The organism is Winogradskyella pacifica (assembly GCF_003386275.1).
Taxonomy (GTDB): Bacteria; Bacteroidota; Bacteroidia; order Flavobacteriales; family Flavobacteriaceae; genus Winogradskyella; species Winogradskyella pacifica.
Genome location: NZ_QREI01000007.1, coordinates 102,980 through 124,425, shown reverse-complemented (window position 1 = coordinate 124,425; position 21,446 = coordinate 102,980). Strand labels below are relative to the sequence as shown.

Annotated in this window: 15 protein-coding genes; 11 read left to right on the top strand and 4 right to left on the bottom strand. The window is 33.5% G+C overall.

The genetic code is table 11. From position 1 onward, the window contains the following. Positions 1–83: 83 nt before the first annotated feature. The 7 genes from DFQ09_RS14295 to DFQ09_RS14265 all read left to right on the top strand — a co-directional run bounded on the left by DFQ09_RS14295 (position 84) and on the right by DFQ09_RS14265 (position 7,090). A complete protein-coding gene (locus tag DFQ09_RS14295; protein WP_115811511.1) occupies positions 84–1,544 on the top strand; it encodes an oligosaccharide flippase family protein in 1,461 nt (486 codons plus the stop codon). 33 nt (positions 1,545–1,577) lie between these two features. Next, a complete protein-coding gene (dut, locus tag DFQ09_RS14290) occupies positions 1,578–2,012 on the top strand; it encodes a dUTP diphosphatase (protein ID WP_115811509.1) in 435 nt (144 codons plus the stop codon). Positions 2,013–2,141: 129 nt separating this feature from the next. Then, positions 2,142–3,161, top strand: coding sequence for a sugar phosphate nucleotidyltransferase (locus DFQ09_RS14285; protein WP_115811507.1), 1,020 nt, complete (start codon positions 2,142–2,144; stop codon positions 3,159–3,161). Between the two features lie 121 nt (positions 3,162–3,282). Continuing rightward, positions 3,283–3,600: an antibiotic biosynthesis monooxygenase family protein gene (locus DFQ09_RS14280; RefSeq protein WP_181897191.1), complete on the top strand. Its 318-nt coding sequence runs from the start codon at positions 3,283–3,285 to the stop codon at positions 3,598–3,600. Positions 3,601–3,610: 10 nt separating this feature from the next. Continuing rightward, on the top strand, positions 3,611–4,951 hold the full coding sequence (locus DFQ09_RS14275) for a tetratricopeptide repeat protein (protein WP_245940362.1): 1,341 nt from the start codon (positions 3,611–3,613) through the stop codon (positions 4,949–4,951). A gap of 6 nt (positions 4,952–4,957) precedes the next feature. Beyond that, the gene (locus tag DFQ09_RS14270; protein ID WP_115811502.1) at positions 4,958–5,752 is read left to right on the top strand and encodes a DUF4292 domain-containing protein; all 795 of its coding nucleotides are present in this window, start codon (positions 4,958–4,960) and stop codon (positions 5,750–5,752) included. Between the two features lie 117 nt (positions 5,753–5,869). Then, complete coding sequence (locus tag DFQ09_RS14265) at positions 5,870–7,090, top strand: murein hydrolase activator EnvC family protein (protein ID WP_115811500.1); 1,221 nt, start codon at positions 5,870–5,872, stop codon at positions 7,088–7,090. A 78-nt stretch (positions 7,091–7,168) separates the two neighbouring features. On the opposite strand, the gene DFQ09_RS14260 is transcribed toward DFQ09_RS14265, so the two are convergent. Together DFQ09_RS14260 and DFQ09_RS14255 are read right to left on the bottom strand one after the other, a co-directional pair. Further along, complete coding sequence (locus DFQ09_RS14260) at positions 7,169–7,678, bottom strand: acyl-CoA thioesterase (RefSeq protein WP_115811498.1); 510 nt, start codon at positions 7,676–7,678, stop codon at positions 7,169–7,171. Between the two features lie 300 nt (positions 7,679–7,978). Next, positions 7,979–8,917, bottom strand: a complete 939-nt coding sequence (locus DFQ09_RS14255; protein WP_115811496.1) for an HU domain-containing protein — start codon at positions 8,915–8,917, stop codon at positions 7,979–7,981. Positions 8,918–9,211: 294 nt separating this feature from the next. Here DFQ09_RS14255 and dprA point away from each other — a divergent pair, with 294 nt between their 5' ends. The 3 genes from dprA to DFQ09_RS14240 all read left to right on the top strand — a co-directional run bounded on the left by dprA (position 9,212) and on the right by DFQ09_RS14240 (position 17,699). Then, positions 9,212–10,315, top strand: coding sequence for a DNA-processing protein DprA (gene dprA, locus DFQ09_RS14250; protein WP_115811494.1), 1,104 nt, complete (start codon positions 9,212–9,214; stop codon positions 10,313–10,315). Positions 10,316–11,126: 811 nt separating this feature from the next. Then, positions 11,127–14,411, top strand: a complete 3,285-nt coding sequence (locus tag DFQ09_RS14245) for a T9SS type A sorting domain-containing protein (RefSeq protein ID WP_115811492.1) — start codon at positions 11,127–11,129, stop codon at positions 14,409–14,411. A 93-nt stretch (positions 14,412–14,504) separates the two neighbouring features. Next, positions 14,505–17,699 carry a T9SS type A sorting domain-containing protein gene (locus tag DFQ09_RS14240; RefSeq protein ID WP_115811490.1) on the top strand — a complete coding sequence of 1,065 codons (3,195 nt, stop codon included), beginning with the start codon at positions 14,505–14,507 and terminating at the stop codon, positions 17,697–17,699. 90 nt (positions 17,700–17,789) lie between these two features. Here the strand turns inward: DFQ09_RS14240 and trpS are convergent, their stop codons facing one another. Beyond that, positions 17,790–18,758 carry a tryptophan--tRNA ligase gene (gene trpS, locus DFQ09_RS14235; RefSeq protein ID WP_115811488.1) on the bottom strand — a complete coding sequence of 323 codons (969 nt, stop codon included), beginning with the start codon at positions 18,756–18,758 and terminating at the stop codon, positions 17,790–17,792. A gap of 279 nt (positions 18,759–19,037) precedes the next feature. Here trpS and DFQ09_RS14230 point away from each other — a divergent pair, with 279 nt between their 5' ends. Next, complete coding sequence (locus DFQ09_RS14230) at positions 19,038–19,802, top strand: lysophospholipid acyltransferase family protein (RefSeq protein WP_115811486.1); 765 nt, start codon at positions 19,038–19,040, stop codon at positions 19,800–19,802. Between the two features lie 59 nt (positions 19,803–19,861). Here DFQ09_RS14230 and DFQ09_RS14225 read toward each other — a convergent pair whose 3' ends face one another. After that, a complete protein-coding gene (locus DFQ09_RS14225) occupies positions 19,862–21,445 on the bottom strand; it encodes a hypothetical protein (RefSeq protein ID WP_115811484.1) in 1,584 nt (527 codons plus the stop codon). Position 21,446: the final 1 nt, after the last annotated feature.

Genomic DNA, 21,446 nt, shown 5'->3' with positions numbered 1-21,446 from the left:
GATGCGTTCTAGTAATCACGGATACAAATAGCTCATCTTTTGATAATATTTCAATACTTTTGAGCCAAATTAACACCATTAAATTGAGCGGATTCAAATCACTTTTTAAACAAACATTTATATATGGCTTAGCGACTGTGCTACCTAGAATGTTAAGTTTTATTTTAGTGCCACTTTATACCGACCCAGCAGTACTTTCTGTTGAAGAATATGGTCGTATATCTTTTATATTCGCGTATTTTGTATTGTTTAATGTGGTTTTAGCCTATGGCATGGAAACTGCATTTTTTAGGTTTTTCAATAAAGAAGACAATCAAGATAAAGTAACAAGTACGTCTGCCATCTCATTAATAATTAGCTCATTTGGGTTATTAGGAATTGCTTTTTTGTTTAGAGATCAAATTTCTACACTCATCAATATAGAACTTAAGTATCTCAATTTAGTATTTATCATTTTACTTTTAGATGCTTTAGTTATCATTCCATTTGCTTGGTTACGGGCAACTGCCAGACCCATGCGCTACGCAATCCTTAAAATATTAAATGTTGCGGTTAATTTAGGATTAAATGTCTTTTTATTACTGTATCTAAAAGATTTAGCAGAGGATAATTCGCTTTTAGATCAAATTTATAAACCAGATTTTGAAATCAGTTACATTTTTATTTCTAACTTAATTGCAAGTGGATTAACGCTAATCTTATTACTTCCTTTCTATGCTAAAATCAAGCTGGCATTTGATACCGCTATATGGAAAAAAATGATGCGTTATGCTATGCCTGTGTTGATTGCAGGAATTGCCTATTCAGTCAATGAAACCTTTGACCGTATTTTATTAGAACAATTGTTGCCAGCCGATATTGCGGATGCACAAGTTGGGATGTACTCAGCGTGTTATAAGCTAGCCTTATTTATGACCTTGTTTGCTACAGCTTTTCGCTTAGGTATAGAACCTTACTTTTTTAGCCATTCAAAATCCGATAACCCACAAAAGAATTATGCTAGAATCTTAGAGTATTTTGTAGCCTTTGGTTCTGTTATCTTTTTAACTGTTGTTGTTTTTGCAGATGTTTTAAAGCCTTTTATTATAAGAAGTGAAGCTTATTACGAAGCTATGTGGATTGTACCTTTTATTTTGCTAGCCAATTTCTGTTTAGGCATTTATCACAACCTTTCAGTTTGGTATAAAATTACTGATCTTACTAAGTTTGGTGCTTACATTTCAATATTTGGTGCCATTACAACGTTAGCATTAAATTATATATTAATTCCTATAATTGGTTTTAAGGGGTCAGCTATTGCAACACTTTCAGCCTATTTGCTAATGATGTTGTTGTCGTTTTATTACGGAAGAAAATACTATCCAATTCCTTATAACATTAAAAAGATAGTTCTGTATTTTGGACTATCCACACTGTTTTCTATGGTGTACTTCTATATTTTTAGAGGTAATTATTTTATAGGAATTGGTGCATTAATCGTATTTTTAAGCCTTGTTTTTCAGCTTGAAAGAAAAGAATTAACACTCATGTTAAAAAGAAATTAATCTGTCATCTATACAACGAATACTCTATACCTCATGAAAATTAAAATAATAAATAAATCGAGTCACGCTTTACCACATTACGAAACTATAGCTTCAGCTGGTATGGATTTGCGTGCTAATCTATCGGAATCTAGAACTTTAAAACCTTTAGAGCGAAGTATTGTTGGTACGGGTTTATTTATAGAATTACCTGTGGGTATTGAAGCACAAGTAAGACCAAGAAGCGGCTTAGCTGCAAAACAAGGCATAACCGTTTTAAACGCGCCAGGAACAATCGATGCCGATTATAGAGGAGAGATTGGTGTAATATTAGTCAATCTTTCAAACGAAAATTTTACAATTAATAATGGTGAACGTATTGCACAATTAGTCATCGCCAAACATGAGCGTGCCGAATGGGTAGATTCTATAGGATTGTCTGATACCGATAGAGGAGAAGGTGGTTTTGGAAGTACGGGAGTCTCTTAGAAATTCCCTGCAAGGTTTTTAAAACCTTGTAGGTATATACCTAAAAAATAAAGATTAGGTTGCAAATATGACCTAAAAATAAAATTAAACAGATTTCCACTGGAGTGGAAACGAAAAACAAATTTTTCGATGAAAATAATAGTACCAATGGCAGGCCGAGGATCGCGCCTAAGACCACATAGTTTAACCGTACCAAAACCATTAATTCCTGTTGCAGGTCAACCTATAGTGCATCGTTTAGTTAAGGATATCGCTAAAGTTTTAAAGCAACCTATAGAAGAGATTGCTTTTGTTCTTGGTGATCCTGCATTTTTTGGAGATGATGTGGTTAAAAGTTTAACGGAACTTGCTGAAGGTTTAGGAGCCAAAGCATCCATTTACCGACAAGATCAGCCATTAGGAACTGGCCATGCTATTATGAGTGCTAAGCCTTCGTTATCTGGTCCTGCTGTGATTGCTTATGCAGACACGTTGATTAGAGCTGAGTTTGATTTAGATCCGACTGCAGATAGTGTCATTTGGACAAAATGTGTTGCAAATCCTGAAGCCTACGGAGTTGTAAAACTAAATGACGACCAAAACATTGTTGAGTTGGTTGAAAAGCCTGAAACCTTTGTAAGTGATCAAGCTGTAATAGGGATCTATTATTTTAAAGATGTAGCGGTTTTAAAAGAGAAGTTGCAAGAAGTTTTAGACGAAAATGTGATGAATGGTGGAGAATACCAAATTAATGATGGTATTAAACGCATGATGGCAGATGGCAAAATCTTTAAAACAGGAACCGTTGACGAGTGGATGGATTGCGGAAACAAAGCCGTGACTTTAGAAACTAATGCAAGAATGTTAGGCTTTTTAACAGCTGATAAGGAAGAGCAATTAGTTGATGCTTCTGTGGTTTTAGAAAACTCAAAAATTATTGAGCCTTGTTATATCGGAAAAGGAACGGTTTTAAGAAATACAACTGTTGGACCTCATGTATCAATCGGAAAAGATTGTGTTATTGAAAACTCAACCGTTAAAAATAGCTTAATACAAAACCAAACCACTATTAAAAACGCTAATTTAGACGAAGCTATGATTGGTAACCACGTTAAATACAATGGTGAGTTTACTAAGATTAGTATTGGTGATTATACTATAATTGAGTAAAATTCCTGCGTAGGCAGGAAATCGAAGATACAGCGAAGCTAATCTCATGATTTTTAGTTCAAATTTTGTTTTGAACCTTATTTTTGGAATAACTTTTGAAAGATATCTAATAAATCAATCAATGATGTATATCGTATTGTACGCAGTTATAATTAAACCAAACCAGGAAGACAACTTTATTGAAGCTTGGAAAGGGTTAACATCATTGATTTACAAATACGAAGGAAGTTTAGGGTCTCGATTACATAAAAAGGATGCGCTAAACTATTTGGCGTATGCACAATGGCCTGATAAGAATACGTTTGATACTGCTGGTGGAAATTTACCAAAAGAAGCCAATCATTTTAGAGATATAATGAAAGCATCTTGTGAAAAATTTGAAGTGTTAGATAAATTTGAAGTGATTGAAGACCTGTTAATGCAAAAACAAAGTGAATAAAAGAATTATTTTGATATTGGTTTTTCTCTTCGGAATGATTATTGTTCCGCAGACGACCTATGCCCAAGTCGATTTTAACAAACGGCCAGATGATGATTTGGGGAATGTCGAAGATGAATTTCAAGAGCATTTCTTCGAAGCCTTAAAACAAAAAGGCATTGAAAATTATGACCGTGCTGTAGAGGCCCTTCAAAAATGTTTGAATCTCGATAGCAAAAAACCAGTCATCTATTTTGAACTTGGAAAAAACTATAATAAGCTTAAAAACTTTGGTGCGGCAGAAGACAATCTAAAAAAAGCCATTAGCATGCAACCAGACAATGTTTGGTTTTTAGATGAACTTTACGATGTCTATTTTCAGCAAGATGATATTAAAAATGCCTTAAAAACCATTAAGCAATTAGTGAAATATCATCCGGATTACAAAGAAGATTTGGCAACGCTTTATGTCAGAGAAGAAAAATACAAGTTAGCTTTAGATTTATTAGATGAGTTAGATGCTGAATTTGGTTTAAGTGAATCTAGAGATGCCATGCGTAATGATATTTATAGTATTACGGGCAATGCTGATGACAGAATTGAAAACTTAGAACAACGAATTGCCAATAATCCCAGTAATGAGGATAATCACTTAAAGCTCATTTACAGATACAGCCAAACAGGTGATCAAAAAAACGCTTATAAGGCGGCTCAGAATTTACTAAAAGTTAAGCCAGATTCTAAATTTGTGCATTTAGCCTTGTATAAGTTTTATCTTCAAGACAATAAGATTCAAGATGCTATCTCATCTGTAAAAACAGTGTTAACAAGCCCTGAAATTAATGCAGATGCGAAGGCTAAAGTTCTTAAGGATTTTGTAGCCTTTGTAGCTAGTAATCCTGAGTACGAAACGGATCTTATAGATATTACGTCGCTTATAGATGGTAATAAAGATGCGCAAACCCACAGCGATTTAGGTCAATATTATTTAAAGGCAGGAGACAAAGCCAAGGCTTTATCAAACTTTAAAGAAGCTTTAAAACAAAGCCCTAATGACTTCAAATTAATTAAAGACGTATTACTACTTCAACTAGATATAAAGGATTATAATGCGGTTATTGTCGATAGCGAACGAGCTTTAGAATTATATCCTGCACAGCCAATTTTATATTTAGTAAATGCCGTTGCAAATAATAATTTAGGAGAACCTAAAAAAGCTATTAATCATCTAGAAAAGGGATTAGATTATTTAATTGACAACCCTAATATGGAAGCTGATTTTTATTCTGAATTAAGTATAGCCTACAAAGCCCTAAATAATATTAGTAAATCTGAAGCGTTTGCTAAAAAGGCAAAAGCCTTAAAACTATAATAGTAAATGAAAATATTTCAATTCTCTATAAATCCAAAAGTTACAATCGCGGGGATCCTTCTTGTTTTAGCTTTCAGTTGTAATTCCGCTAAAAGTGTGATAGAATCTGGTGTGGCTAGCGATAAGCTTTCGGCTAAGCAAGTAATAAAACAGCATAAAAAGAACGATGCTGATTTTAAAACATTAAAGGCTAGAGTAAAAATTGATATTACTCAAAATAATAAATCACAAGGTGCTGGTTTTACACTTAGAATAGAAAAAGATAAGGTGATTTGGTTAAGCGAGTCCATATTGGGCATGGCACGTATGATGATAACACCAGATAAAGTAAGATTTTACAATAAACTAGATAACGAATTTTTTGATGGAGACTACAAGCTACTAAGTGATGTTGTTGGTATAGATCTCGATTTTATGAAAGTTCAAAATATTCTTTTAGGCCAAGCTATTAATGATCTTAATGACCAGCCTCATCAGGTCTTTGTTAATAATAACTCGTATGCTGTTAGTCCAAAAGATCAGAATGCACTGATAGAGTTATTTTATTTAATTAATCCTTCGCATTTTAAGATGGATAGTTTACAAATACAGCAAATTCTAGAAAAGCGAATGCTTCAAGTAGATTATGCATCGTATCAAGAAGTGAAGAAACAAATTATACCAGAAAACATAAGTATTATAGCGGTTGAAGGTGCAGACCAAATTGCTATAACTATGGAATTTAAATCGGTATCTTTGAATGATGAAGTGCGTTTCCCGTTTAATATTCCTTCAGGATATAAAGAGATTGTTATAAAATAAGACACAAGACCACTTCGCTTTTATAACCAAGAATCAAGACTAGATTTTGACTTTATGAGAAGCAGAACAAATTAAATGAGAAGTAAAGTTTTTTTGTAAAAACATGAAAAGAATAAAATGAATTACCGTTTTTGTATCACTTTAATTATAGGACTTTTAATGTCTTGTGCTTCATTATTCGCACAAAGCGACAGACAAAAAGAGTTAGAGGCTCAGCGTCAGCAGAAGTTGAGAGAGATTAAGCAAATTAATGCATTATTATTTACCAAAAAGAAAGAGGAAAAATCTGCGATTACACTTATAGAAGACATAAATTATAAGGTAAACGTTAGAAAAAATCTAATCAGAATCACTAACGAGCAAGCCAACTTATTGACGCGAGAAATCAATACAAATCAACAAGAAATTACGAGTCTAAGAACCCAATTACAGGAATTAAAAGACGACTATTCTGCGATGGTTGTGAAATCGTATAAAAGTAAGTCTGAACAAAGTAAAGTGATGTTTTTACTATCATCGAGCAATTTTCAACAAGCTTATAAACGCCTTCAATATATAAGGCAATACCGAGATTACCAGAAAGAACAGGGTGAAGCTATAAAGATTAAAACAAAAGAATTACAAGAGTTAAATATTCAATTGTCTAAGCAGAAAGAGAATAAGAATAAACTAATTGAAGAAAACAGAATTGCGAAACGCGAATTAGAAGATGAATTAAAACAGCGTGAAGTTTTAATGGCTTCGATTAAGTCTGATATGGGAAAGTTTGCGTCTCAGATAAAGAAGAAAAAACAAGAGGCCGATCAATTAGATAAAGAAATCAATCGAATCATTAAAGAAACAATAGCAGCTGCTAATAAAAAATCGGGAACAACGTCATCTAAAGGTAAGTTTGTATTAACGCCTGAAGCAAAGTTATTGTCTTCAAATTTTGAATCTAACAGAGGTAAATTAGGTTGGCCAGTATCTCGAGGAGTTGTTAAAGTAAAGTATGGAAAACAACGATCGTTAATAGATAATACTGTAACACAAAACTATAAGAGTATTTATATTGCAACAGAAGATCAATCTGATGTTAAATCTGTTTTTAGTGGTGAGGTGTCAAGGATTTTAGTTATTAAAAACGGAAACCCTGCCGTATTTATTAGGCATGGTATCTATTTTAGTGTTTACATGAACTTATCTCAGGTTAATGTAAAGGCGGGTGATAAAGTCGTTGCTGGTCAGGTTATAGGTAAAGTATTTACTAATAAATTAAAGGGAGAATCGTTATTAGGTTTTAGAATCTATAAAAATGATCAGGTAATGAACCCAGAACCTTGGTTAGCTAAATTTTAGGTTAGTAAAAGGCGGTTAAAAAATGGAGTTGTTTTTAACCAATAAAAGATTGTCATTATAAAAATAACACGACTATTACTACTCAAAAAGGGCTTTAAGTTCCGTAGCTTCAGAAGGTTTTATTTTACCGGCTAAAAGCAAACTCAATTGTTTACGACGTAAAGCGGCATCAAAACGTTGTTTTTCTAATTCAGTTTCGGGCACAAGCTCAGGCACTCTTACAGGTCTTCCGGTCTCATCTACAGCAACAAAAGTATAAATAGCTTCATTGGCCTTTACGCACTCACCAGACTCTCTGTCTTCAATCCAAACATCCATATACACTTCCATAGAAGATGAAAATGCACGTGATACTTTAGCTTCAATCATTACAACACTTCCTAGAGGAATAGATCTATTAAAAGCCACGTGATTAACGGAAGCCGTAACAACAATACGTCTAGAGTGTCTTCTAGCAGAAATACTAGCCGCTCTGTCCATACGTGCTAATAGTTCGCCTCCAAATAAGTTGTTAATAGGGTTTGTTTCACTTGGTAATACCAAATCGGTAACAATAGTTTTAGACTGAAATGCGGTTCTAGATAGCATAGAATATTAAAATTTGTGCAAAGATAGAGCGATTTTAGGACGGAGGTGTATTATTATAAGTAAAAAGTAAAAAGTAAAAAGTAAAAAGTAAAAAGTAAAAAGTGAAAAGTGAAAAGTGAAAAGTGAAAAGTGAAAAAAGGCGCGACGAAAAATAATGATAGATTAAACTATTAAAATTTCTAAATAAAGTCGGTCTAATTATTTCTCTGTGAATCTCCGCGTCAACTCCGTGAGTCTCTGTGTAATAATAATTTATGCTAAACTAAACGCAAATATTAGTAAAACTCAGATCTAAAAAATCTACTTAAGGTTCTTAATTAGCAACCAAGCATCACGGTTATGCTCACGACGAATCTTCAAAAGTTCATTTTGCGCTTCAGCTCTTGTGTCAAAACTACCATAAACAACTTCATGCAAACCATAACGATTCTCACCAATCTGACGCGCTTTAAAACCTTGTGCTCTTAGTTGGTTTACTTTCGTTTCAGAATTAGCTTCTACTCTAAAAGCACCAGCAACAATATGATAGTTACCACTTTGTTTTTCTAAAGATAATGTAGCAGCAGGTAATGGGTTACTAATTATAAAAGTAGCTTCTTGCACTTTAGCATCGAGCTGCTCGTTAGCTTGCTCTTGTGCTAGTTGATTGTGATCTTCAATAGAAGCGTTGTAATAATTAGCGGCACCAAAACCACCTAAACCTAAAAAGATAACAGCTGCAGCAGCATACTTTAACCAATTGTGGTTAGAGCGCTTTTCTGGTGTTAATACAATAGGCGCAACGTCTTCAATAGCCTCAACTGTTTCTTTATAAACTTCGCGTGTAATATCCGAAGATGAAAAGTGAGATAAACCAAATGAATCTGTAAGATAATTAATATGACTAGATGGATCAAATTGAATTTTGCCATCAGCATTTAATGCCAATTCACCTATGTTTTTAAGTTGAATAGTTTCCCCTTCAGTTAAATAGGATTTAATAGACTTTATCTGCTTAGAGATGTTATTTATAGCGGTATTATACGGTATTTTTTCAACCTCAGCAATGTAATTAGCTAGTAAGCCATCGTTTTGCTGTAATTGCTCATTAAAAGACAACGTCTTTTTTGGAGGATAAAACGTATGTGTGGATTCGTGTATTTTTGCCGAAACACGACGTGTTAAAAAGGCTCCAAATTCTGGAACTGTCACACAATCGTATCGGTATAAAAGGTCGCTAATGTAAGTCTCTAACTGCATATGAAGGCAAAGTTAAAAATTTTTGTTTCTGAAAGAAATTAAGTGGGATTTATTTATTAACATCGAATTAAATTGTTGCTTATGTAATTGATTTTCTTTTGATTCAATATTGAAATTATATGGCGTTCGTAGGTAAGTATCTAAATGGATACTCACATTATATCCGAGTGCCAGGTTGAGCGCAGTCGAAACCTGTTTTAGTAGTTAATGATAAATAGTTTATACTCAGGCTTTTTAAGATAATAATATTTATATTCGTAACAGATGATGTTTTATTTAAAGTAGTAATGCGCAATGACAGATCAACAACTTATTTACGCTTTAGCCTTACAACACGTACCTAAAATAGGTGCTACAACGGCCAAGAAACTCATTAACCATTGCGGATCTGCTGAAGCGGTTTTAAAAGAAAAGAAATCTAAAATTTTAAAAATTGATGGTATTGGTACGGTTACGATTCAAGGTCTTTTTGATAAAACCCATTTAGAACAAGCCGAACAGGAGTTGAAATTTATTAAGGACAACAACGTCGTTACTCATTATTTTACAGAAGACACCTATCCCGAACGTTTAAAACATTGTATTGATGGCCCTATTGTATTATTTCAATCTGGGAATATTAATTTGAAGCAACAACGCATTATAAGTATTGTTGGGGCTCGTAAAATAACCACTAGTGGCATCGCCTTTTGCGAAAAATTTGTAGAAGCGATGTCTGCATTTAATCCCATAATTGTTTCTGGTTTTGCATACGGAACGGATATTACAGCGCAGAAAGCGGCTGTGAAGCATAATTTGCAAACTATTGGATGTTTAGCTCATGGTCTCAATCAGATTTATCCAAAAGTTCACAAAAAGTACGTTGCGGATATAGAAAACCATGGGGGCTTTTATACCGATTTTTGGAGTACCGATGTATTTGACAGAAACAATTTTTTAAAACGAAACCGAATTATAGCAGGTTTAAGCGAAGCTACAATCGTCATAGAATCTGCAGAAAAAGGAGGGAGTTTAGTTACAGCCGATATAGCAAATTCTTATAATAGAGAAGTCTTTGCTGTGCCAGGTAGAACCACGGACAGCCAAAGTGTGGGGTGTAATAATCTCATTAAATTTCAGAAAGCACATTTATTATCCAACCCCTTAGATGTACCTTATATATTGAATTGGGAATTAGACTCAGATAAAAAACCAGCGGTTCAGCAACAACTATTTGTAGAGTTAGAACCCGATGAAAAAATCATATATAATTTTCTAAAGGTGAATCACAAAACAATGCTAGATGTTATTGCCTTACGGTGTGAAATGCCAACCTACAAATTAGCCGGACTATTACTTAATATGGAATTGAAAGGTGTTGTTAGACCTTTGCCAGGAAAGTTATTTGAAGCCATCTAATTTTACTAAAATTTATCGGTCCGCAATTAGAATGTCAAACATTATACAATAACTATATATTATATTTACAAACATAAACCGTTGATTTTGAGCGGTGTTTGTTTATGGTAGATTTTTCCTTTTTTATCACTGATAAAGTTATAGTTCGTTTCCATTATTTATTTTGTTATTATTGGTGTAAATTACTACAAATTTACTCTTTATCGTATTTTTTGTGCTTTTTATCGTGATTTTATTTGTTTTATTAAAGTTTATTTTATAATATTTGCCTTCCCTCAAAGAATATTTATCCTTCCCTCAGAGACATACATTAAATAGTACGATTTCATCAAATGAAATTTATTTGTTAAGACTTAATAATGATACAACTTATGAGGTTCCAATTTATACATCTTTCAAAACAGTTGAATGCATTGCAATATGTTGTATCTGCCTTTTGTCTTAGATTTCGCTGTATTGTAAGGGTGAAGATTAATGATAATGTATATCTGGCAAAAGTCAAAACTAATTACTATGTGGAGCATAGAACGTCCTCTACTAAAAAAATATTAAATAATCTAAAAATAACTATTAAAATAAAGGCAAAAAAACGTATTTTTTTTGACCTTAAAACACACCGATTGTGTGAGTTACAATGTTAAATAGTGCACTTGAAGGGAAATTACCTACACATCAACTAATATTTTTTGTGTATCCCTTAGACTGCAGCATTTTTGCAGTGTTAAACCCAAATTTACACTGAATAGATATTTATCACTAGGCTTAGTCTTGATGTTAATGTCAGTTCAAAAGAATTATAATAAAATAACCTATGAATACAATTTTATCTTTCGTCTCATCTAAAAAAGTAATGACTACGTTTTTACTTTTTATTGGTTCATTATCTTTTGCTCAAATAGTTGTTTCAAATGTTTTTCCAACTCGAGTAACAAAGAGTAGTATTGTAACTCTTACTGGAGGTACTGGATTTACAAATTCTACAACTGTTTCTTTGTTCGGTATTTCCACTGGTTCAGTTAAAGCGACTCCAGATGGTACGGAGTTAAGTTTTCAAATTACTGCAGATAATACGACTAGTTTTCCAAGTGATTTAATAGTAGGAGGGCAAAATGTTTACATAGGCTCAGTTAGTTCAGCAAATAAAGTTAGAATTAATTTCATAGCTGCTAAGAAGAAAAGAAATGATGTGTCAACATCGGATTCTGAATATTTTGATTTAGTTACTGAAATTTTTACTAATTGGGATCACGATGGTCAAGGTTATTGGCGGTCTTCAAGCTATTTATATAATGACACATCTACTTACCCTAATGATTATCATGAGTTAATAGGCTTTACGTATAATGGAATAACTTATTCTACTGGAGTCGATGATGCTAAGCTTTCAAGTATAAGTGGTTTAACAATCGACAATGAGACATTTAAGGCATATTCTACAAACGGAATTACAGGAACAATTAATTCTGGAGCTAATTTTATAGCTACAGCCGATTTAGTAGATGGAAAGGTTAATGAGGGTTCGGTTATTGAATCAGCTAATATTTTAGATTTAACCGTTTTTCAAGTAATGATTGATGGAGTTAATGGTTTGGAGTTAGGTACAGGAGTAACTAACTATAATAATACGGCCTCTATTCGTTTTTTTAGTGGAAACGGACAAGTTGGTGCTATTAGTGATGGTATACCAGATTTATTAATTACTCAAATAGCAGATTCTGGTAGTTGGGATACTTATTATTACGCAGATGATGAGGGTAATGTTATAGGGACACCTATAAAATTGTATTTAAATAATTCTGAAAATAATCAAGGGAGATGGCAATTAGATTTATATAAACTTCCTAGTGGAGTAGATATTAATACAGCAGTGCCTCAATCTAGAACGTTTGGGAGTAATGAAAGTAGACTAATTAAATTGGTTGCCTTGAATTTAGAGGATTTCGATTTAAATGCTGCTAACATTGGTGCCGTAAAAAATATTAATTCTGTTGCAGGTGGTTCTGCAGATATGGCCTTTATTGCCTATAATCAATCAGCTTTTGATATTAAGGCGCCCATAGCATCACCATTGTTACCTAGGTTTGTTTGTAAAGCTGATGGTTTTACTGATATCACTTTTACTATTGAAGCAGGTATAGATGATGATGCAGGTGGCAGAATATATCCACCTAATATTAGTGATCCAGATTTAGATATGAAATACCAGTGGAAAAGGAATAACACAGACATCACTGGTGAGACAAGTAGCTCATTAACTGTTTCTGATGTAACATCTACGGAGCTGGGAACTTACAAGGTTCAGGTTTATAATAATAAAGGTGGGTCTATAATTTTACCTGTGACTATAAGTGAAGGAGGCACGCCTTATTATTGGAATGGTACAGTTTGGAGTTCTCCATATGAGACAGGGTCAGTTACAGTGGCGCCAAAAGAGAGAAGTCTTATTTATACTGGAGATTACAATAAGGCAGGAAATTTAGTAGGCTGTGACTGTTTAGTTGCTTCTGGTTCTGATGTAATAATTCCTGAAGGATCAAAGATGGTACTATACAACGAGTTAACTGTAGAACCAGAAATCGTAGAGGTTACTGATTTAGATGAAGAAGGGAATGAAATAATCCTTGTGAATCAGGTGCCTGCAGCAACTTTCACCATAGAAGATGATGCCAGTTTAGTTCAAATTAATGATGTAGAAAATAGTGGGAAAATTAAAGTAAAACGCGTATTGGATGCAAGTGAAATTAATCAATACGATTATGTGTATTGGGCGTCTCCCGTAGCAAATTTTAATATCTCAGGAATTTCCAATACACCAACATACCAATGGGATGTTGATGCCGTAAGTAATGATACAGGTGTAGGTAATTGGGTATCTGCGGCTAGCTCTATGATGACTCCAGGAGAAGGTTATATCGTTAGAGTGGCTAATAGTCAATTAAGTGGTTTTACAACCGAATTTTATGGGGAACCAAATAATGGACCGTTTAGTGTTGATGTTTTTAAATCAACGGGTAATTATCATGAAAGTAGTTGGAATTTGATAGGTAATCCTTATCCTTCAGCAATAGATGCAGAAACCTTTTTAACTGCTAATACAAATCTTGAGGGACGTGTAGATATATGGACGCATGATACAGGTCTGTTTGATGTTACTGGTGCAGCCGATCCATTTTACGATGATTTTGGAGTGAATTATGGGGATCAATATATTACTTTCAATAGTACAGGAACTTCAACTCCAGATCCATCTAACACATTTAATGGTAAAATTGCTTCAGGACAAGCCTTTTTTGTAAGAGTTGAGGATACGGCACCAAGTTCACCTTCTGTAACTTTTACTAATGCAATGCGCCATGATAATTATAAGGCTCATAATAACGATGAATTTTACAGAGGAACAGTAGATACTTCTGTAGCTCAAGAAAAGCAATTAGTATGGCTGAGCTTAGCAAATGAAGATAATCATGCTATGAGTACATTAATTGGTTATGTAGAAGGTGCTACTGAAGGAAAAGATAGACTTTACGATGCATATACTAATAACGAAGGCTTCAATTTATATTCTCTAATTACAGAAGACGAAAAATTAGTGATACAAGGATTGCCTTTACCATTTGTGGATACTAATACAGTGCCTTTAGGTGTTGAGTTAACACAAAGTGGAATTTATACTATTGCTATTGGTAACGTAAAGGGAAGTTTATTTGTAGATAGAGAACAAGCGATTTATTTAGAAGATACCTATACAAATGTAACTCACGATTTAAGAGCATCTCCTTATACGTTTACAGGGGAAGCGGGTGAATTTAACGATCGTTTTGTTTTAAGATATACACCATCTGTAACGCTTTCTGTAAATGAGAATTCTGCTTTAAATACTTTTGCTTATGTTAGTAATGCGATGTTTCATGTAAAGTCTAATAGTAACTTAGACGCTATTGAAATCTTTGATATGAATGGTAAACAAATTATAAACTACACTATAGAAGACAATACAAATTCATTCGATACACAATTTGCATTCGCAAATGGTATTTATATCGCGGCCATAAAACTAGATAATGGCAGTGTGGTAACTAAAAAGCTAATTAATTAATAGTTACAAACTCATTTAATTTTTCACAACAATTTTAATCTTTAAGGCATGTTAGTCTATCAACTAACATGCCTTATAACTAAACCTTAATGTATGAACTCAAAAATTACTTTAAACTTTAAAATGCTTAAATCCATTAAGTTGACGGCTTTGCTAGTGCTGTTAACAGTATCAAATGGCTTAATAGCACAAACAGAACTTGTATCTCAAGTTTTTCCAACACGGATTACAACAAACTCTCAAATTACAGTATTAGGTACTGGGTTTACAGAAAGTACCTCAGTTAGTATAAGTGGTATAAGTATTAATAATGCGAGTATTACTTTAGTTAGTGATACGGAAATGACTTTTAAAATTTCACATACAGGATCCGTTGATACTTCAGGTGAACTTATGTTAGCCGGCACTACAACAGGTCAAAACATGGAATACGTGAGTCCTACTCCAAAAACATTAAGAAATGGTACGGAGAGTAACGTGACTAAAATAACTGAAATCTTTACAACGTATAATGGGTTTTGGAGATCATCACAATGGAAAGCAGATCCTACCAATAATAGTTTAAAACCAAATACAAGTCATGATGTGTTGGCTTTTACTTATAACGGAGTAACGTATTCTACAGGTGTTAACGATCAGTTGCTTACAGATAATGGTGTTACGTTTAGTTCACAATTATTTTATGCTTATACCACTAATGGTGTTGACGGTATAACACACCCCAACAATTATTTAGCCATGGCAGATATGATTGATGGACAAGCGGGAGAAGGAACAGCAATAACATCTCCAGAAATTAGTGGAACTACCGTGTTCGACGTTATTACTGATGGTGTAAACGGTTTAGATATTGGAACTGGTATTACCAACTTTAATGCTACTGCTGATGTTGAGTTTTTTAGTAGTGGAGGGCAATTAGGAGCTTTGGAAGATGATATTCCAGATTTCTTAATTTCACAGATTGCTGCAGCGGGTAGTACAGATATTTATTATTATGCAGATGCTGACAAAAATGTTGTAGGGAGACCTATAAAAATAACCATTACAGAAGAAACTGATAATGACGGAGATGCATTATTGGCAAAATGGAGACTTGACTTATATAGCTTTTTACCTGGTGTTAATTACGGAATTGCGACTCCTACAGTAAGATCATTTTCTAATAATGAGGAAAGACCATTACGTATGGTAGCCTTTAAATTTGAAGATTTTCAAATTGATGATACTAATATTATTGATATCAACAACATAAATATGGTTGCTGGTGGTACTGCCGATCTTGCTTTTCTTGCCTATAATAGAGGGTCTTTTGATATAAAAACACCTGTAGTTACAGAATATCCATTAGCGAGATATGTATGTAATTTACCAAGTGATTCTAGTATTACATTTTCTGCAGTTGCAGAAGTTTCTGGTAACGCTACTGGTGCGCCAGAAGAAACATTATCTTACCAATGGTCTAAATACAATGAACCAATTCTTGGTGCTAATAGTAGTACATATACCATTCCTGGTAGCGTAGATGCAGAAAGCATAGGAAGCTATAAATTAAGAGTAACTAATGCTTTTGGATCTGTTGTAGTACCTGTAAGCTTATCAATAGGAGGAACTCCTGTATATTGGAATGGTTCTGAATGGCAATTACCTTTAGTTTATGAAAATGCAGGGATCGTAGTTGAGCCTAAAGATAGAGGTTTAGTGTTTTCTTCTAACTATAATAGCTCTGGTGATATTGAAGGTTGTGATTGTTTAGTACCTGCAGGTAGTAATGTAACCATCGATTCTGGATCTACACTTAAACTTTATGGTGAAGTCACTGTAGAATCTGGTGCGTCATTAACGTTTGAAGATGGTGCAAGTTTAATTCAAACTAAGATCGTTTCAAGTAACGAAAATAGCGGGTTAATTAAAGTGAAACGTAATGTTACAGATTTACATAATAACGATTATGTATTGTGGTCATCACCTGTAGCTAATTTTGATGTATCTAATGTTACAGCTCCACATACAGCTAATGCTTTTAATTGGGACGTAAATACACCTAATGCAAATGGTGTTTCTGGTGATTGGATGCTCACAAGTGGCACAATGAGCGCTGGTTTAGGCTATGCTGTAAATGTACCAACTGAATTTGTTTCAACTGGATTTACTGCTAGTTTTGTAGGAAAACCAAATAATGGTGATATTTCTGTAGATGTTTTTAAATCAACAGGAAATCAGCCTAACCCTGAAGCTAGACATAGAAACCTTATTGGAAACCCGTATCCTTCTGCAATTAGTGCAGATCAGTTATTAGCCGATAATACGCTATTAGAAGGTAATGTAAAACTATGGGCGCATAATACAGCAATCCCAAATACGACAACACCTTTAACGAGTTCTGCTTACCAAGATTTGAACTACAGCTATGGCGAGCAATATGTAAGCTATAATTTTACAGGTGCTAACCCACCAGAAAGTACAAATGGTTTTATTGGTTCTGGTCAAGGATTCTTTGTACAGGTTGATGAAGGTGCAACTGAAGGTTCAGTAACATTTACAAACGCTATGCGTTCTGATGATGCTGATGTAGCACATGATAATTCTGAATTTTACAGAGGAACAAACGATGCTCAAGATTTAGAAAAGCATTTAGTTTGGTTAAGTTTAATTGATGCTACAGATGTTTCTGCAAGTACTTTAGTTGGTTATGTAGATGGAGCCACTTTAGGAAAAGATAGACTTTTTGATGCCTATTCTGATAACAACGCAATGCGTATCTATTCTATGGTTAATAATGAAGAAATGGTTATTCAAGGTCGTCCTTTACCATTTGAAAATGCTGATGTAGTGCCATTAGGAGTTGAATTACCAGAAAATGGTATTTTTAAAATTGCTATTGGTGATTTAGATGGTAGTGTATTTGCGGATACTAGTGTAGGTATTTACCTTGAAGATACGGTTCTAAATACAGAACATGACTTAAGAGAATCTCCATATGCTTTCTCTGGAGTACAAGGGAAAATTAATGATAGATTTAACTTGCGTTATATAATGTCTTTATCAATTGATGACAATGAAATGTCTAACACTTTTGCTTACGTAAAAGATGGTATATTAAATGTAAGATCTGGTACTGTAATTAAAGATGTTAAAGTATATGATATCAACGGAAGACAAGTCGTTTCTTATGCATCTAACAGTCAGAATAATACGTTGAGTGAAAGCTTCCAGTTTTCTAAAGGTGTTTATTTAGCAACGATTACTTTAGAAGGTAATGTTACTGTAACTAAGAAAATTATTAATTAAGGATTAATTCACTTAATTGCTGAACTAAAAAGACCTCTATTAAACTAATAGAGGTCTTTTTTATTTGAAATTTTTAAAAACTAGAATTGATTAATACCCAACCTTTTTTCTAACACGTTGTAAAACGTCATCAGCAACTAGCTTTGCTTTAGCAGCACCTTTAGCCAAAGCAGCATCAACCTCTTTAAGATTAGTCATATAATAATGGTAACGATCTCTTTGCTTTTCAAAACGTTCTACAACCAGCTCGTATAAAGCTTGTTTAGCGTGACCATAACCGTAATTTCCTCCTTCATAATTGGCTTTCATTTCTGCAATTTGAGCATCAGAAGCTAATAAACTATAAATTGCAAAGCAGTTACATGTAGCCCAGTCTTTTGGTTTTTCGAGAGGTGTGCTATCGGTTTCAATCGACATTATTTTTTTGCGTAATTGTTTGTCTGGTAGAAATATATTGATAAAATTACCACGACTCTTACTCATTTTTTCACCGTCTGTACCAGGAATAAGCATACCGCTTTCTAATATTTTTCCTTCAGGTAATACAAAAGTTTCACCCATTTTAGCATGAAAACGAGACGCCACATCACGTGTCATTTCAATATGTTGTAATTGATCTTTTCCAACCGGAATAATTTCAGCATCATACAACAAGATATCTGCAGCCATTAACATTGGGTAGGTAAACAATCCAGAATTCACATCCTCTAAGCGGTCTGCCTTATCTTTAAATCCATGGGCTAAGGTTAAACGTTGGTAGGGAAAGAAACAACTTAAATACCAAGAGAGTTCTGTTACTTGTGGAATATCACTTTGTCTATAAAACACGGTTTTTTCAATATCTAACCCAAAAGCGAGCCAAGTTGCAGCAACAGAATACGTGTGGTTTCTCAATTCATCTGCATCTTTAATTTGTGTTAATGTATGCAAATTAGCAATAAATAAAAACGATTCGTTATTAGCATCGTTTGCCATTTCTATTGCTGGTAAAATAGCACCTAAAATATTTCCTAAATGTGGTGTGCCTGTACTTTGTATTCCTGTTAGTATTCTTGCCATAATATGACCTGCGAAAGCAGGTATCTCTTTAAATTAAACTTAATTAATAAGCAAAGGTAAATTTTTTAGTAGACTATAAGAAGGCATTCAGAACTCATTTGTATTTTTTGTGTTTAAGCGAAAATTAGGAATTTTAAAGTTAAATGAAGACTTTTTTTAGATTGCATAGCATGGCTACGGAATTATAGAAAAGACAAAATGTAATTTTAAAAGCGCAATTATTTAGCAAATAGAAAAAGTATAAATGAGTTCTTAATTTAATTAACTAGTTTTGGTGCTATGGCATTTTTTAAATATCCATTTTGGCTTTTATATCGTATTTGGTTCTACATTTTGGTAGCCATTCCGATTATTATAATGTTTCCTTTGTTGATTATTTCTATTTCTAGAGAGGAATGGTATCCGTATTTTTTTAAGTTAGCGCGTATCTGGTCTAAGTTTATTTTAATAGGAATGGGCTTTGGCTATAAAATCACAAGAGAAGAAACACCTGATCCTAATAAAAGTTACATGTTTGTGGCCAATCATACTTCTATGGCAGACATTATGCTAATGTTGGTGGCAGTTAAAAATCCATTTGTGTTTGTAGGGAAACAAGAATTGGCAAAAATCCCACTATTTGGATTCTTTTATAAGCGTACTTGTATCTTAGTTGATAGAAGTAGTTCTAAAAGCAGGCAAGCTGTGTTTTTAAGAGCACAACGCCGTTTAAAACAAGGAGTAAGTATTTGTATTTTTCCGGAAGGAGGAGTGCCAGAAGAACATATTTTATTAGATGAATTTAAAGATGGAGCGTTTCGTTTAGCGATTAACCATCAAATACCTGTAGTGCCAATTACGTTCTACGATAATAAAAAACGCTTTTCATATACGTTTTTCAGTGGAAGTCCTGGTAAAATGAGAGCAAAAATACATCAGTTTTTACCAACGAATGGTTTAGCTACGGCAGATACTAAAGCGTTAAATGAAAAATCTCGGACTTTAATTTGGGATGAATTGAGTCTTAGTGAGATCACAAAAAAAAGCCACCCTAACCAAGAGTAGCTTTTGTTATTATTGCTTTTTCATAGCATATTACTAGCAATAACCTAACTTAAATTAACCTAAAACTTAAAACTTAATCCTGTATACACCCCAATAAAGAAAGGTTTAAAATCTCCTGTTGTATTATTGAAGGTATTTATTTGATATTTAAATGTGGGTTCAAGATTTAGATTCCATTGTTTAGAAAGGGTGTAATCCATACCTAAACCAAAATTGGCACTAAAACTCGTATCATTAATATTGTTGGCCTCTCCAATTGAAGTTGTGCTTCCGTTGATATCGGCATAAATTTCATTTTCACTTAAAAAGAAGGTACTAAAGCCTCCGATAACATTAATTCCAAATTTGGTATCTAATAATCTATACTCTAATTCTAAAGGAATTTCTATAAAGCCAAAACGCTGATCTATTTCCCCTATAACTTGAGTATTGAATAATTCTGGTGTAGAAGACATATTCATCAGTTTAGCACTCATAAAAGAAACAGGCTGCGCGTCTGAGTTAAAAGAGATATTACTAAAAGAAGCGTCAAGACCTCTAGAAGCTGTTTCTGTCCCTGTATAAGCAAATACGTCTGAAGTAGTTTGATTAAGTTGAACACGGTTAACACCAGCTCTAATTTTTAGTTTTTTAGAAACAGAGTAACTACCAGCAATACCATAGCTTATATTAACATCCGAACTTTTATTGTTTTTATTAAACTGTTGATCTAAAGAAGAACCTTTGCCAAAGGAATTAAAATAAACAGGCGCAACATTTGGGGCGATACTCCACTTGTTTTGTTCATCTTCTTTTGCTTCTTTATCTATAATTTTGTTGTTTTCTGCAATAGCATTTTCAATGCTCTGTTGTTCTGGTATTTTAACTATTACATTCTCAGGTTCAGCATCATTTGTTTTATTTGTTTCAGAACTATCTGTTGCTGATTTTAATATTTTAGATGTTGAATTTTCTGTTAGAGCAGTGTTGCTTTCTTCAATAGTCTTTTTAATAGCAGATTTTTGTTCTGCTTCGGATGCCAATTGTGTTTTGCTACCTGTCTTTAAATTAGAATGAGACGTTTTAGTTTGATTAGCCACTTTTACATCTGTAGCCTTATCAGTAACTGAGGATGTATTGTTTTGCCTCTCAGTTGTATTTCTTAGTTCTTTATCAGTGTTATTAGCAACAGTATTCGATTTTTGATTCGAATTTTTAGGAGTTGTTAATTGATTTGATGGTTTCGTATTTTGAGAAGTTTCATTTTCAGAACTATTTACATTAGATTCTTGTTTTGTTTCAGAATGAGAATCCACAATCTGAGTGTTTTCGTCTGTAACTATTTTAAGATCGTTCTGGTTTTTAATTGATAAAGAATTTGAATTTTCTTCTTCTGATGTGTTGTTTGAATCTTCCGTATTGACAATAGGAAACTCTTGAGATTTATTGTCGTCTGAATTATATAAAGTGATACCAACAGTGAACAATAACGTAATTGCAGCTGCAACTCCTCCGATTTGCCACCAAAGTGCAATAACTCTGCGCTTTTTCTTTTTATTAGGAAGGCTTTCATTTATACGATCCCAAAGCGCATCATTAGGTGCGACCTCAAAATCTTTAAACTTTTCTTGAAAAAGCCGATCTATGTTTTTCTTATCACTCATT

Coding starts and splice junctions, on each gene's coding strand:
- DFQ09_RS14245 (WP_115811492.1), top strand. CDS start 11,127: ATGAATACAATTTTATCTTTCGTCTCATCTAAAAAAGTAATGACTACG.
- DFQ09_RS14255 (WP_115811496.1), bottom strand. CDS start 8,917: ATGCAGTTAGAGACTTACATTAGCGACCTTTTATACCGATACGATTGT.
- dprA (WP_115811494.1), top strand. CDS start 9,212: ATGACAGATCAACAACTTATTTACGCTTTAGCCTTACAACACGTACCT.
- trpS (WP_115811488.1), bottom strand. CDS start 18,758: ATGGCAAGAATACTAACAGGAATACAAAGTACAGGCACACCACATTTA.
- DFQ09_RS14285 (WP_115811507.1), top strand. CDS start 2,142: ATGAAAATAATAGTACCAATGGCAGGCCGAGGATCGCGCCTAAGACCA.
- dut (WP_115811509.1), top strand. CDS start 1,578: ATGAAAATTAAAATAATAAATAAATCGAGTCACGCTTTACCACATTAC.
- DFQ09_RS14260 (WP_115811498.1), bottom strand. CDS start 7,678: ATGCTATCTAGAACCGCATTTCAGTCTAAAACTATTGTTACCGATTTG.
- DFQ09_RS14240 (WP_115811490.1), top strand. CDS start 14,505: ATGAACTCAAAAATTACTTTAAACTTTAAAATGCTTAAATCCATTAAG.
- DFQ09_RS14270 (WP_115811502.1), top strand. CDS start 4,958: ATGAAAATATTTCAATTCTCTATAAATCCAAAAGTTACAATCGCGGGG.
- DFQ09_RS14225 (WP_115811484.1), bottom strand. CDS start 21,445: ATGAGTGATAAGAAAAACATAGATCGGCTTTTTCAAGAAAAGTTTAAA.
- DFQ09_RS14265 (WP_115811500.1), top strand. CDS start 5,870: ATGAATTACCGTTTTTGTATCACTTTAATTATAGGACTTTTAATGTCT.
- DFQ09_RS14230 (WP_115811486.1), top strand. CDS start 19,038: ATGGCATTTTTTAAATATCCATTTTGGCTTTTATATCGTATTTGGTTC.
- DFQ09_RS14280 (WP_181897191.1), top strand. CDS start 3,283: ATGATGTATATCGTATTGTACGCAGTTATAATTAAACCAAACCAGGAA.